We start from the raw sequence: 13,716 nt of genomic DNA, 5'->3' as shown, positions 1-13,716 counted from the left end.
GAAGAGGTCCCCATTGGGGTGGGGATCTACCGCCCAGGCCCCTTGAAGAACACGGAGAAGGGGCTGTACAAGGGGCCTCACCGGGACAACCCCGCCCCGGTGAGGCCCTGCCCCTCGCCCTCACACGCGGCACGCCGTGCCAGTGAGCACGGCATCATGTGACAGGTATCACCGCTCAGGTGTGACCCTCGATTTAGGGGCCTCCCGCAAGCAGCGATAACCTGCGAGACGGACATGCCGCGCGCTCGGACACCGTGTGCGCCTCCCTTGTGACAGACACCGGTCGGACGTCACGTTGCCCTCGCGGCACGCCCACGCAGACAACGAACCGCGAGATCACTGATAGGGACGGAAGCGCGTGGACCTGTTCGAGTACCAGGCGAGGGACCTCTTCGCCAAGCACGATGTACCGGTGCTGGCCGGTGAAGTCATCGACACGCCTGAGGCGGCCCGCGCAGCCACTGAGCGTCTCGGTGGCAAGTCCGTCGTCAAGGCCCAGGTGAAGGTCGGCGGCCGTGGCAAGGCCGGTGGCGTGAAGCTCGCCGCCACCGCCGACGAGGCCGTGGAGCACGCGACCAACATTCTCGGCATGGACATCAAGGGCCACACGGTCCACAAGGTGATGATCGCCGAGACGGCCCCGGAGATCGTGGAGGAGTACTACGTCTCCTTCCTCCTGGACCGTGCCAACCGCACCTTCCTCTCCATCGCGTCCGTCGAGGGCGGCATGGAGATCGAGGAGGTGGCGGAGACCCGCCCCGAGGCCGTCGCCAAGACGCCGATCGACGCCAACGTGGGTGTGACCCCCGAGGTCGCCCGCCAGATCGTCGAGGCCGCGAACTTCCCGGCCGAGGTCGCCGACAAGGTCGAGAACGTCCTGGTCACCCTGTGGAAGACCTTCATCGAGGAGGACGCCCTCCTCGTCGAGGTCAACCCGCTGGCCAAGGTCGCCTCCGGCGAGGTCATCGCCCTGGACGGCAAGGTCTCCCTCGACGAGAACGCCGAGTTCCGTCAGCCGGGACACGAGGCCCTCCAGGACAAGGACGCGGCCAACCCGCTGGAGGCCGCCGCCAAGGAGAAGAACCTCAACTACGTCAAGCTCGACGGCGAGGTCGGCATCATCGGCAACGGCGCGGGTCTCGTCATGAGCACCCTGGACGTCGTCGCGTACGCCGGTGAGGCGCACGGTGGCGTCAAGCCCGCCAACTTCCTCGACATCGGCGGCGGCGCGTCCGCGGCCGTGATGGCGAACGGCCTGGAGATCATCCTGGGCGACCCCGACGTCAAGTCGGTCTTCGTCAACGTCTTCGGCGGCATCACCGCCTGCGACGAGGTCGCCAACGGCATCGTGCAGGCGCTGCAGCTGCTCGCGGACAAGGGCGAGGAAGTCACCAAGCCCCTCGTCGTCCGCCTCGACGGCAACAACGCCGAGCTGGGTCGCAAGATCCTCTCCGACGCCAACCACCCGCTGGTGCAGCGCGTGGACACCATGGACGGCGCGGCCGACAAGGCCGCCGAGCTCGCGGCTGCGAAGTAAGGGAAGAGGGACAGACAAGCCATGGCTATCTTCCTCGACAAGGACAGTAAGGTCATCGTCCAGGGCATGACCGGTGCCACGGGCATGAAGCACACCAAGCTCATGCTGGCCGACGGCACGAACATCGTCGGTGGCGTGAACCCCCGCAAGGCGGGCACGTCCGTCGACATCGACGGCAACGAGATCCCGGTCTTCGGCACCGTCGCCGAGGCGATCGAGAAGACGGGCGCGAACGTATCCGTCCTCTTCGTACCGCCGGCCTTCGCCAAGGCCGCCGTGGTCGAGGCGATCGACGCCGAGATCCCGCTCGCGGTCGTCATCACCGAGGGCATCGCGGTCCACGACTCGGCCGCGTTCTACGCGTACGCCGTGTCCCAGGGCAACAAGACCCGGATCATCGGCCCGAACTGCCCCGGTCTCATCACCCCGGGCCAGTCGAACGCCGGCATCATCCCGGGCGACATCACCAAGCCGGGCCGCATCGGCCTGGTCTCGAAGTCCGGCACGCTGACGTACCAGATGATGTACGAGCTCCGTGACATCGGCTTCTCGTCCGCCGTCGGCATCGGTGGCGACCCGGTCATCGGCACCACGCACATCGACGCGCTCGCCGCGTTCGAGGCCGACCCCGACACCGACCTGATCGTGATGATCGGTGAGATCGGTGGCGACGCCGAGGAGCGGGCCGCGGCCTTCATCAAGGAGAACGTGACCAAGCCGGTCGTCGGCTACGTCGCGGGCTTCACCGCGCCCGAGGGCAAGACCATGGGCCACGCCGGCGCCATCGTCTCCGGCTCCTCCGGCACGGCTGCGGCCAAGAAGGAGGCCCTCGAGGCCGCCGGCGTCAAGGTCGGCAAGACGCCGACCGAGACGGCCAAGCTGGCGCGCGAGATCCTCGCCGGCTGAACAGGTACCTAGCTGAACGTCGTTGGGCTCGCTCCGTTGCTCGGGGCGGGCCCAACGGCGCGTTCGGGGGTGCCGCGGTGGGTCGTCGAGCGGGTGCGGATGCGTCGTGGTTGGTCGCGCAGTTCCCCGCGCCCCTGAAGAGCTCGACTGGACCCATTTTCAGGGGCGCGGGGAACTGCCCGACCAACCCCCACCGGCCCGCACTCCGCCGCTAGTCAGCAAGTGGCACCAACCTCTCCGGACCGCTAGCCGTCTCCTCCCGCAACTTCTCACGAAGCGAGACCTCGGCTTCCGACAACGCACCCCGCCCCACGCGCGCCGGCACCCCTTCCACCTCCGCCCCCGGCGCGATCGGCGGCTCATAGTGCGTCGGAGCCGTCCGCAGGGTCAGCGCAGTCGTGCCGATCAGGGCGACCGTGAACGCGATCGCCGCCCGGGTCCACAAGCGGGCCCGACGCTCACTCCCCGTCCGTACCGCCGACGGCCTCGCGGCACGCAGACGTTCCGCGGCGGCCAGCGAGGTCAGCCGCTCGTGCAGGCAGGACGGTTCGGCCAGGTCGGGCAGCCGTGCCGCGATCGCCGAGCGCGCGTGCAGCAGCCGGCTCGCCGTCACCGGCGTGCTCGCCTCCGTCTCCGCCGCCGTCTCCGGAAGATCGAGGCCGACACCGTCGTACAGCAGGAGCGTGCGTCGTTGTGGCGGCGGGAGTTTCAGGAGTACGGCCATCAGCGCGCGGTCCGAGGGGTCGGCGACCGGCGCCTCGGGGTGTCGGTGGCGGGGGCGGAAGCGGTGCCAGGGGGAGAGTGCGTACTCGTACGCCATGGCCCGCACCCAGCCGGCCGGGTCCCGGTCCACCGCCACCTCGGGCCAGCGCTGCCAGGCGAGTTGGAAGGCCCGTTCGACCGACTCGCGGGCGAGTTCGCGGCGCCCGGTGAGCAGGAAGGTCTGCCGGACGAGGGCGGGGGAGCAGAACGCGTACAGCGCGTCGAAGGCCTGAGCGGGTGTCAGGAGGGTGGCCGGGAGCTCCTCGTGCTCCTGCTGAGGAACCGTCACAGGACACCCCTGCGTACGAAAAAGTACATAGTCATATATTGGGCGACACATCGGAGGTCCGCCCGTTACGACGAGAAAGCGCGTGTCGTTGGGAGCATGGCGGACGTGATCCAGATGACCGCTCGCCGCACGTCGTTGTCGCCCCTGCTCACCCGGTTGCGCGACCGGACGCCCGGCCTGGCCGCCGGCCTCCTGGGTGGCGCGGTGGCCGCCGGGCTCGGGCTCGGTTCGTTCGCCGTGCTCGTGACGGTGCTGTGGATCAGTTCGCCGTATCCCGACAGCGGTCCCGGCGGCGCGCTGCACGTGGCCGCGGCCCTCTGGCTGCTCGCGCACGGGGCGGAACTGGTGCGCACGGACACGCTCTCCGGGGTCCCGGCGCCCGTCGGGGTGACCCCCTTGTTGCTGCTCGCGATGCCGCTGTGGCTGGTGCACCGGGCGGCGCGGGACGTGGCCTCCGGGGAGTCCGAGGACGCCGAGGGGGCCGGAGCCTCCGAGCAGGAGCCGCCGCCACCCGCCTCCCCCGGGACGGCATGGGCCGGAGTCGTGCTCGGGTACCTCGCGGTCGGCGCGGCCGCCGCGCTGTACGCGTCCGGCGGGGCGCTGCGGCCCTCCTGGGGGTGGACCTGTGCGTGCCTGCCGATCGTCGCCATGGGTGCGGCCGGGACGGGTGTGTGGACGGCGTACGGCCGCCCCTCCGAGGCGGTGGACGGCGCCCTGGTGCTGCTGCCCGCCGGGCTGCGACGGCTCTTGTTCGGCGTGGACGCACGGGCCCGGCTCGGAGTCGCGGCGCGGGCCGCGGGGGCCGGGGTCGCCGCCCTCGTCGGGGGCGGGGCGGTGCTCCTCGGGGTGTCGCTGGTGGTGCACGGCGTGGCCACGCGCGGGTCGTTCCTGCAGCTGACGGAGGGGTGGTCGGGGCGGTTCGCCGTACTGCTGCTGTGTCTGACGCTGGTGCCCAACGCGGCGGTGTGGGCGGTGGGTTACGCCGTCGGGCCCGGGTTCGTGCTCGGCGCCGGGCATGTCGTCGGCCCGCTGTCGTCGGACCCCGCGCCGCTGCTGCCGCCGTTTCCGCTGCTGGCGGCGGTGCCGGAGGCGGGAGTCGGGGAGCCGGTGCACTGGGCGGCGGGGGCCGTGCCGGTGGTGGCCGGTGTCGTCGTTGGGTGGTTCGTGGGGCGGGCCGCCGGCGCGGACTGGACCCGGCGCAGGACCGCGGGTGCCGCCTGCTGGGCGGGGCTGCTGTGCGCGGGTGCGGTCGCCGTACTGGCCGCGCTGGCCGGCGGGGCGCTCGGAGTGGGCGCGCTGGCCCGGTTCGGGCCGGTGTGGTGGCAGGTGGGCGGTGCGGCCCTGGTGTGGATCGCGGGGACGGGGGTGCCGGTGGCGCTGGGGGTGCGGGCCTGGCGGGGCCGGACACGGGGCGGCCTGCGGGGGCGGGTGTCGTCGGTGGGGAGCGTCTTCTCGCGCCGCAGGAAGGCGGACGAAGCGGACGAATCCGTGGCCGGACCGGTGGAGCCCGAGACCGTTCCGGCGCAGGAGGGCGTCTCGCGGAGCGTCCTCCCCTACGACCAGGGCGACACCTATGAGCCGTACGACTTCCTGCCCACCGAACCGCCCGCGGGGCCGACGCCCTGGTACGAGGACGCGTCCCGCGAGACCCGCTGGGCCGCGCTGAAGGAGGCGTCCCTGCCGCAGGCGGACTCCCCGGAGAAGTCCCCGGAGAAATCCCCGCCCACCGACTGACTCCCGCCGGTGGTCAGCTGTTCGCGCCCAGCATGCCCCGGAGTTCCTTCGGGAGCAGGTCCGAGCAGGACTGCTGGGCCTGGTTGGTGAGGGCGTCGTTGGTGCAGGTGTAGTAGTCGTCGTAGACGAGCCTCGCGGTGAAGCTCGCCGCCACGAAGATGATGGCCAGGGAGGCCGTGACCAGGCCGCTCACCGCTGCCGTGGTCTGCGGGCGGGCCGACTGGGGCGGAACCGGGGTGTCGGGGTCCGGGGTGCGGGGCTTGGCGCGCAGGGCGCTGATCCCCCAGTACAGGGCCAGGGCGCCCAGCAGCAGGCCCACGGACGGCCAGCCGAACAGGACGAAGAAGAAGGCCCACATGCCGGAGAGCAGGGCGTAGCGGGCGCGGCGCTGGCTGGGATCCGTGGGGTCCCAGCGCGGGCCCGGACCCGAATTCCCCTGGTTCTCCGGGCCGCCTCCGGACCCGCCGCTGCCCGGACGGTCGCCGAAGCCGCTGTCGGAGCGACCGGGCTGGCGGTCGCTCCACCGGCTGCCCCACGGGGTGTAGCCGCTGTTCCCCTCGCCCTGACCCTGGCCGTCCTCCGAGCCCTCAGGGCGGCGCGGCTGCCACGGGCGGTCCGGGGTGCCCTCGGGCGGCGGCGCGAAGGGGTTGTCCTTCCCGGCCCCGCCCCCCTGACCGTTCTTCTTGTCGGAGGAGTCGGAGGAGTCGGAGGAAGGCGCGTCCGGCGGCGAGGCGGGCTGCTCCCGCAGGAGCACGCCGCTGCGCTCGCCTCCCTGCACCGACTGCTGGGCGAGCGTGAGGAGTCGCAGACTGCGGTCCGGCATCAAGTGAGCGTCTTCCCCTTGGAGTCCGTCGAGTACGTGAAGCGTCCGGCGTGAGCCGTCACTCCGTGAACGCACTGCACAGCACCCGCGTTCCCGGACCGGCTCCGTGCAGACGCTACCTTCCGGCCACGCCCCCGTCCCACGGGGGCCGCCCGGTGTGCCGGTATCGTTGCTGACGGTCGGCCGCTTCGTAGGCTTCCCCGTATCCCCGGGCCCGAAGCGTTCGTATGAATGTACAAGCGCCGGCCGCGAGAAGACGCACCCCCGAGAAAGGGCCCCGCCGTGGCCGCCAAGCCCGTGGCCGAGCAGGCCGAGCCGGTCAAGCGCCTGGTCGTACTGGTCTCCGGATCCGGTACGAACCTGCAGGCGCTCCTCGACGCCATCGCGACGACCGGGCCCGAAGCGTATGGCGCCGAGATCGTGGCCGTCGGCGCCGACCGCGAGAACATCGAGGGGCTCGCGCGGGCCGAGCGGGCCGGGCTGCCGACCTTCGTGTGCAAGGTCAAGGACCACGGGAGCCGCGAGGAGTGGGACGCCGCCCTCGCCGAGGCCGTCTCCGCCCACGAACCCGACCTCGTCGTCTCCGCCGGGTTCATGAAGATCGTGGGCAAGGAGTTCCTCGCCCGCTTCGGCGGGCGGTTCGTGAACACCCACCCCGCACTGCTGCCCAGTTTCCCGGGGGCCCACGGTGTGCGCGACGCGCTCGCGTACGGCGCCAGGGTCACCGGCTGCACCGTCCACTTCGTCGACGACGGCGTCGACACCGGACCGATCATCGCCCAGGGCGTGGTGGAGATCCGGGACGAGGACGACGAGAGCGCTCTGCACGAGCGCATCAAGGAAGTCGAGCGAAGACTGCTCGTCGAGGTCGTGGGGCGGCTCGCCCGCAACGGCTATCGCATTGAGGGACGAAAGGTAGTTATCCAGTGACCGCCGAGAGCAACAAGCGGCCCATTCGCCGGGCGCTCGTCAGCGTCTACGACAAGACCGGCCTGGAAGATCTCGCGCGCGGGCTGCACGAAGCCGGCGTCGAACTCGTCTCCACCGGCTCCACCGCGGGCCGTATCGCCGCCGCCGGCGTCCCCGTCACCAAGGTCGAGGAGCTCACCGGCTTCCCCGAGTGCCTGGACGGCCGCGTCAAGACCCTGCACCCGCGCGTGCACGCCGGCATCCTCGCCGACCTGCGCCTGGAGGACCACCGGAACCAGCTCGCCGAGCTGGGCATCGAGCCGTTCGACCTGGTGGTCAGCAACCTCTACCCGTTCCGCGAGACCGTCGCCTCCGGCGCCACCCCCGACGAGTGCGTCGAGCAGATCGACATCGGCGGCCCGTCGATGGTCCGCGCGGCCGCCAAGAACCACCCGTCCGTCGCGATCGTCACCAGCCCCGCGCGGTACGGCGACGTCCTCGCCGCGGTCAAGGACGGCGGCTTCGACCTCGCCACCCGCAAGCGCCTCGCCGCCGAGGCCTTCCGGCACACCGCCGAGTACGACATCGCGGTGTCGAGCTGGTTCGCGAGCGCCTACGCCCCGGCCGACGAGTCCCCGTTCCCCGAGTTCGTCGCCGCCGCCCTGGAGCGCAAGAGCACCCTGCGCTACGGCGAGAACCCGCACCAGCCCGCCGCGCTGTATGTCGACGGGAGCGGCGTCGGCCTCGCCGACGCCGAGCAGCTGCACGGCAAGGAGATGTCGTACAACAACTACACGGACACGGACGCCGCGCGCCGTGCCGCTTACGACCACACCGAGCCGGCCGTCGCGATCATCAAGCACGCCAACCCCTGCGGTATCGCGGTCGGTTCGGACGTCGCCGAGGCGCACCGCAAGGCACACGCGTGTGACCCGCTGTCGGCCTTCGGCGGCGTCATCGCCGTCAACCGGCCGGTGAGCCGGGAGATGGCGGAGCAGGTCGCCGAGATCTTCACCGAGGTCATCGTCGCCCCCGACTACGAGGACGGCGCCCTCGAGGCCCTCGCCAGGAAGAAGAACATCCGCGTCCTGAAGGCCCCGGCCGCGCCCGCGCACCCCGCCGAGGTCAAGCCCATCGACGGCGGCGCGCTCCTCCAGGTCACCGACCGCCTCCAGGCCGAGGGCGACGACCCGGCGAACTGGACGCTGGCGACCGGCGAGGCGCTGAGCGCGGACGAGCTGGCCGAACTGGCCTTCGCCTGGCGGGCCTGCCGGGCCGTCAAGTCCAACGCCATCCTCCTCGCCAAGGACGGCGCCTCGGTCGGCGTCGGCATGGGCCAGGTCAACCGCGTCGACTCCGCGAAGCTCGCCGTCGAGCGGGCCGGTGCCGAGCGGGCGCAGGGCTCGTACGCCGCCTCGGACGCCTTCTTCCCGTTCCCGGACGGCCTGGAGGTCCTCCTGGAGGCCGGTGTGAAGGCGGTCGTCCAGCCGGGCGGCTCGGTCCGTGACGAACTCGTCGTCGAGGCCGCCAAGAAGGCCGGCGTCACGATGTACTTCACCGGGACGCGGCACTTCTTCCACTGACGGAACCGGAACACCGACCTGGGCGGCGCTACGTGGAACTGCGAAGCGCCGCCCACGTGTTGGGCCCCACCTGGCCGTCCACCTCCAGCCCCTTCGCACTCTGGAACTGCTTGACCGCCGACTGGGTGTCCCTGCCGAACTCGCCGTCCACACCCGAACTCCCCACGCTGTAGCCGCGCTTGGTCAGCATGCACTGCACCTGCACGACCCGCTGGCCGGTGTCGCCGTAGTCGGTGAGTTCGGTGCCGGAGTAGTAGGTGCAGCCGGAGATCCACGCCGGGGTGGCCGGGGCCGACGCGGTCTTCGTGACCGTGGCCGTGGGGGTGGGGGTGGGGGCGGTGCTGCCGCCCTGAGTGGCGGTCGGGGTCGGCGTGTTTTCCGGCGCGCTGCTGCTCTCATCGGGGGCGGCGGCCGTCTGCGCCTCGCTCTTGTCCTTGTCCTTCTTCTTCTCGCCGGCGTCCTTGCCGGAGGGCGAGGCGGAGGAACTGGGCGCGGCGGAAGTCGGTGTGGCGGAGGCGGTGACGCTGCCGACACTCGTGGGGGCGGCGGCGGCCGGGGAGTCGAGGCCCGGGCGGGTGAGCAGGAAGGCGCCGACGGCCACGGCCCCGACGGCGATGCCCGCCACGGCTGCCAGAAGGGGCCTTCTGCGCTTGCCGTTCCCCCCGCTCCCCGCGGCAGGCGGCGAGAGCACCGGCTCGGTGGGCGTGCGGAAGAGGCCGGTTTCCCGGACGGGCATGCCTTCCAGCACCGCGCACCCCTGCTGCCGGTCGCGGATCCGGCCGGCGAGCGGTTCCTGCCAGTTGGCGGCGCGGCCGTGCCCGGCGGCCGTGGCGGCGTCGGTCAGCTGCCGCGGGGTGGGGCGCCCGGCGGGGTCCTTGGCGAGACAGGCGGCCAGCAGCCCGGCCAACGCGGGGTCCGTCTCCGTCAGTTCGGCCATGACCTCGGCGTCGGGCGCCTCGAAGGCGACCCGGTGCATGACGTCCACGCCGGTTCCGTCGCCGAACGGGGCGTGCCCGGTGGCGGCGTAGACGAGCGTGCAGCCAAGCGAGAAGACGTCGGAGGCGGCGTCGCAGCGCCCCTCGCGAAGGTACTCGGGCGCCATGTAGGCGGGGGTGCCGACCCGGTTGCCGGTCGTGGTGATCGCGCTGCTGTCGACGGCGTGCGAGATGCCGAAGTCGATGACGTGCGTGCCGCGCGGGGACAGGATCACGTTGGACGGCTTGAGGTCCCGGTGTACGACCCCGGCGGCGGCGAGCGCCGACAGCGCCTCACCGAGCTCCGCCACCAGCCGCCACACCCCGGCCGGCTCCATCAGCCCGCACTCGCGGACCGCCTCGGCGAGGCTGAGCCCCGGCAGGTACTCGCTGGCCATCCACAGCAGCGTGTCGTCGAACCCGGTGCCGAGCAGATGCGGTGCGCGCGGGGTACGGACCCGCCCGTGCACGGCGGCCTCCCGCTCGAACCGCCGCCGGAAGTCCGGGCCTTCGGCGTACTCGGGCCGGATCACCTTCACAGCGGCGAGCCCCGGGCCGTCGTCGGCCCGCCGGGCCAGGTACACCCGGCCCATGCCGCCGCTGCCGAGCAGCCCGAGCGGGACGTACGGTCCGATCCGCCGGGGATCGGCGGGCAGCAGCGGCGCCGCGCCCGTCTGCCGCAGCGCGGTGTCACCCGCGCCCGGTATGTCTGTCACGCTCCCCCGACCTGCCTCTTCGTTCACAACGCGCTCTCATGTCACGTCAGTTGACGGGGAGAGGCTATCGTCCGGCGCGGGGGCGCGGCCGGGATACGGCGGGACCGGGCCGCGGAACCCGGCCCTACACCTCGTACTGGCCGACTTCCAGGAAGTACCGCAGCGCCTCCGGTGTGTCCTCGTCCAGGGCCGCTCCCGCCGCCGCGCGCAGAGCGTCGCTGATGGTGGGGTCGGCGAGGATGCGGGCGATGGCGACGCGGTCGTCCTCGGCCTGCGCCAGGCGGAGGCCGGTCTTCAGGAAGGCCCGCTGGTCCGCGATGGTTCCGTCCATGGCCCGCTGCGCGGCTCTTTGCACGGCCTTGCCGGTGTCGGGGTCGGCGATGATCCGCAGGATCGCGATCCGGACGTCGTCGTCGGACATCTCGTCGACGGGATAGTCGTCCGCGGCGGATGCCGTCACCACGACGGCGGACGACGTCGGAGCCGAGCCGGCCGCGAGGGCCGGGGTGGTGAGCAGCAGTGCCGGTGCCAGGGCGGCGGCCGCAGCGGTCAGGACGACGTGCTTCAGTCTCACGAGGGGGACCTTCCGGGTGGATGTCGGAAACCGGGAATGTCAGCCGTGGCTGCGGCTGACGTGGACATCCTCGCTCCGATCACGGCGTGGATCATCACCGGAATCAGCCACTCCGCGCGGCTTGTTGTCGCCGTGTCCGGGCGGGCGCGGTCTCCGGCCCTCCCCCGAAAGGGCCGGAGACCGCGCGGTCCTGCGCCGGGTCAGGTCACCCGGGTGCTGTCGGGCTGGACGCCGGTGACCCGGGTGCCGTCGCTGTGATAGCCGCCGGTCACCCGCGTGCCGTCCGGTGTGGCGAGGTCCCGGTCGTCCGCCGGAGCCGCCCAGTCGCGGTTGCCGTCCGTGACGACGGTCACGCGGGTGCCGTCCGGCTCAGCCGAGGCCGCGGTCGCCGCCGCCGCGGAGCCGGCGACCAGTGCCCCGGCCGCGAGCAGCAGTGCGGCGGGCTTGATGATGTTCACGTCAATACCCCCAGGTGAACCTCGGTGGTGGTGCCGCCGAAGCGGCGTGCGTCCACCCTGGGGGACCGGCCCGCCGGGAGGTACCTGAGAAGTCTCAGGGTCACTTCGCGCCGGGCGGGGTGTACTCCTTGAGGAACCGCGCGATGCGGTCCGCGTAGGCGCGGTGCTTCCCGGGGACCCCGCCCGCGTCGTTCACCGTGTCGTAGGAGGTCCGGTAGGCGACGGCGATCAGCACCCTTCGGTCGCCCGGCAGACCCGCGTCCAGGCGGGGCGCGATCCAGCACAGGTAACGGCCCATCGCCGGGATGGACTCGGCGGGTGGGAAGGGCGGTGTGGGCACGGTGTCCGCGGGGGTGCCGTCCGCGTTCATCCAGTACCGCAGCACCCGCGGGGTCCAACGGGCGATGCCGTACTCGTCGTTGGCCGGGTCCGAGAGGTCCGGGTCGAAGTCGCTCTCCGTCTTGAGCATGGCGGCGATCAGGGCCGGGGTGACGTCCTCCTGCGCGCAGTCGTGCGCCGACTCGACGATCAGCACCCGGAAGGCGGCCGGAACGCCTTTGTCCGTACGCAGTTCGGCGGCGCCGTAGATCGCGGGCGTGACCGACGCCGTGGCGGAGGCGCCGGCGGCCGGGTGGTCCTCGGAGGTCCACTCGCTGATGCCCCAGCCCAGCGCGGTCAGCGCCCCGGTGGCGAGCAGGGCCGCCGCGATCGTCGTACGGCGCGGGCGGTGCGCGAGGAGGGGCCGGGGCGAGTGGGCGGTCCCGGCGGCGGCCTCGACCCGGCGCAGCAGCGGTTCGACGGTGACGCGTTCGGCGTGGGTGCGGGTCAGGCAGTCCGCGATGATCTCCCGCCAGTCGTCCGGGAGTTCGGGGGACAGGCGCAGGTCCTCGGTGCCGCGGGCGTAGGTGGCGGCCGCGTCCCGGCGGGCCGTCGGGGTGCCGCCGGGCAGCGGGAAGGTGTCGGTGAGGACCAGGTGGGCGAGGACACCGAAGGCCCAGATGTCCGCGGAGGGGCGGATCCGCCGGCCGCGTTCGCCGATCTCCGCCCACAGGAGTTCCGGCGGGGTGTAGTCGGGTGTGGAGAAGGCGGGGGTGTAGGCGTGCGTGCCCTCCAGTTCCGCGGCCATGTTGAAGTCGGCGAGCCGGGCCGAACCGTCCTCCATCAGCAGGACGTTGGCGGGCTTCAGATCGCCGTGCACCCAGTGCGCGCGGTGCAGCTGGGCCAGTCCCTCGCAGATCTGGGCGAGCAGGGCGGGGCCCGACGGCGGGCGCGGTCGGGTGGCCAGGAGAGCCGCCAGCGAGGTCTGCGCCTTCTCCAGTACGAGGACCGTGGCGCCGTCCAGCTCCGGGCGCTCGGGGTCGTCGACGACGAGGGTGTCGTACATCCGGATCAGGCGGGGGCGTCTGAGTCTGCGGTACAACTCCAGTTCGCGGTCGACGAGTTCGCGCAGATGGGACAGCTGGCGAGGGGTTCCGGTGCCGGTGGGCAGGAACTTCAGGGCGGCCACGGCGGGCTGCCCGTCCCGTCGGCGGCCCTCGTACACGCTTCCGAAGGCCCCGGTGGCGATCGGCTCGCGCACCTCCCAGCCGCCCACCCGGTAGCCCCGGGGGACCGGCACGGCGTACGGCTCGGTCACCTGGCCACCCCGCCGGCCTTGGTCAGCACCACCAGGTCCTCCTCGCGGACCAGGTCGAAGCGGAGCGCCAGGGAGACCAGGGACTCCTTCTTGCCGTTCAGGCGCGGGCCCGGGTCGGCCTCCTCCGGGCCGGGCTTGAGGCGCAGCTTCACCGCCAGGTAGTCGATGTTCCACTGCACGGAGGTGCGCGACGCGGCCGCCCAGTGCGGGCGCAGCCGCTCCACCACCTGGTCCACGGTGGGCAGCGGGGCGTGCGGGTCGCCGCGCAGCCGGGGCTCGCACAGGGCGGCCAGGACCGTGAAGTAGCGCTTGGAGCGGTCGACGGAGAAGGCGGGCGCGGTGGTCGTGCCCTCGATGTCGCCGTCGGCGCGCAGATAGTCGTGGCGCGGCGCCCACACGTCGAGGGCGATCAGGTCGCCCGCGGCCGGCAGCACGATCCGCGAGAACTCGAAGGGGACCGGTGCGTCCAGGCGCCCTGGCCCGACCTTGATGTGCTCGCCCGCGCCCTCCGGGTTCTCCACGACGTACGTCTGCCGCCCGGACAGGTTGCTCAGCGCCCAGAACGCGCCCTGCGCGGTGATCTCGCCGGCTCTTCGGGACACCCCCTCATGGGGGATGCGCACCGCGCAGGCGGCGCCGCGTCCGAAGGTCAGCCGCTCGCCCGGGGCGAGTCGCAGCTGGGTGGGTGCGGTCCGGTCCCCCGTGGTCGGCGGAGGTACCACGATGATGCTGTACACGGTTCGTCTCCCCGTCCCCGCGTGTGTACGAGCCAGGGTGGGTGACGCGCCGGGGCCGTGTCACGACGTGACACGGCC

General features: G+C 72.4%; 12 protein-coding genes. 5 read left to right on the top strand and 7 right to left on the bottom strand.

All coding sequences use genetic code 11. From position 1 onward, the window contains the following. Window positions 1-358 precede the first annotated feature (358 nt). Together sucC and sucD are read left to right on the top strand one after the other, a co-directional pair. Entirely contained in the window at window positions 359-1,537 is a 1,179-nt protein-coding gene (gene sucC, locus AB0D34_RS29200; RefSeq protein ID WP_031047425.1) for an ADP-forming succinate--CoA ligase subunit beta, read from the top strand. A 21-nt stretch (window positions 1,538-1,558) separates the two neighbouring features. Further along, on the top strand, window positions 1,559-2,443 hold the full coding sequence (sucD, locus tag AB0D34_RS29195) for a succinate--CoA ligase subunit alpha (RefSeq protein ID WP_031047423.1): 885 nt from the start codon (window positions 1,559-1,561) through the stop codon (window positions 2,441-2,443). A 211-nt stretch (window positions 2,444-2,654) separates the two neighbouring features. Here sucD and AB0D34_RS29190 read toward each other — a convergent pair whose 3' ends face one another. Then, the gene (locus tag AB0D34_RS29190; RefSeq protein ID WP_362666552.1) at window positions 2,655-3,545 is read right to left on the bottom strand and encodes an RNA polymerase subunit sigma-70; all 891 of its coding nucleotides are present in this window, start codon (window positions 3,543-3,545) and stop codon (window positions 2,655-2,657) included. 45 nt (window positions 3,546-3,590) lie between these two features. Between AB0D34_RS29190 and AB0D34_RS29185 the strand changes: the two genes are divergently transcribed. Beyond that, window positions 3,591-5,228, top strand: coding sequence for a DUF6350 family protein (locus AB0D34_RS29185; protein ID WP_362666549.1), 1,638 nt, complete (start codon window positions 3,591-3,593; stop codon window positions 5,226-5,228). Window positions 5,229-5,241: 13 nt separating this feature from the next. Here the strand turns inward: AB0D34_RS29185 and AB0D34_RS29180 are convergent, their stop codons facing one another. Beyond that, window positions 5,242-6,051, bottom strand: coding sequence for a hypothetical protein (locus tag AB0D34_RS29180; RefSeq protein ID WP_362666546.1), 810 nt, complete (start codon window positions 6,049-6,051; stop codon window positions 5,242-5,244). Between the two features lie 282 nt (window positions 6,052-6,333). On the opposite strand from AB0D34_RS29180, the gene purN reads away from it, so the two are divergent. After that, window positions 6,334-6,981, top strand: coding sequence for a phosphoribosylglycinamide formyltransferase (gene purN / locus AB0D34_RS29175; RefSeq protein ID WP_362666543.1), 648 nt, complete (start codon window positions 6,334-6,336; stop codon window positions 6,979-6,981). Further along, window positions 6,978-8,543 (top strand): bifunctional phosphoribosylaminoimidazolecarboxamide formyltransferase/IMP cyclohydrolase, encoded by a 1,566-nt coding sequence (gene purH / locus AB0D34_RS29170; protein ID WP_362666540.1) that lies wholly within the window; start codon window positions 6,978-6,980, stop codon window positions 8,541-8,543. Before purN ends, purH begins: the two co-directional genes overlap by 4 nt. A 28-nt stretch (window positions 8,544-8,571) precedes the next feature. On the opposite strand, the gene AB0D34_RS29165 is transcribed toward purH, so the two are convergent. From AB0D34_RS29165 to AB0D34_RS29145, 5 genes are all read right to left on the bottom strand, one after another. Next, complete coding sequence (locus AB0D34_RS29165; RefSeq protein ID WP_362666537.1) at window positions 8,572-10,233, bottom strand: serine/threonine-protein kinase; 1,662 nt, start codon at window positions 10,231-10,233, stop codon at window positions 8,572-8,574. Between the two features lie 124 nt (window positions 10,234-10,357). Beyond that, entirely contained in the window at window positions 10,358-10,807 is a 450-nt protein-coding gene (locus AB0D34_RS29160; protein ID WP_362666535.1) for an ALF repeat-containing protein, read from the bottom strand. Between the two features lie 200 nt (window positions 10,808-11,007). Continuing rightward, window positions 11,008-11,265: a hypothetical protein gene (locus AB0D34_RS29155; RefSeq protein ID WP_362666532.1), complete on the bottom strand. Its 258-nt coding sequence runs from the start codon at window positions 11,263-11,265 to the stop codon at window positions 11,008-11,010. Between the two features lie 100 nt (window positions 11,266-11,365). Beyond that, window positions 11,366-12,901 (bottom strand): protein kinase, encoded by a 1,536-nt coding sequence (locus AB0D34_RS29150; protein WP_362666530.1) that lies wholly within the window; start codon window positions 12,899-12,901, stop codon window positions 11,366-11,368. Next, a complete protein-coding gene (locus AB0D34_RS29145; protein ID WP_362666528.1) occupies window positions 12,898-13,638 on the bottom strand; it encodes an FHA domain-containing protein in 741 nt (246 codons plus the stop codon). The genes AB0D34_RS29150 and AB0D34_RS29145 overlap by 4 nt, the downstream gene beginning before the upstream one ends. Between the last annotated feature and the right edge of the window lie 78 nt (window positions 13,639-13,716).

This window comes from Streptomyces sp. NPDC048420 (genome assembly GCF_040651535.1).
Classification (GTDB): Bacteria; Actinomycetota; Actinomycetes; order Streptomycetales; family Streptomycetaceae; genus Streptomyces.
This window is presented reverse-complemented; position numbering and strand designations above follow the sequence as displayed.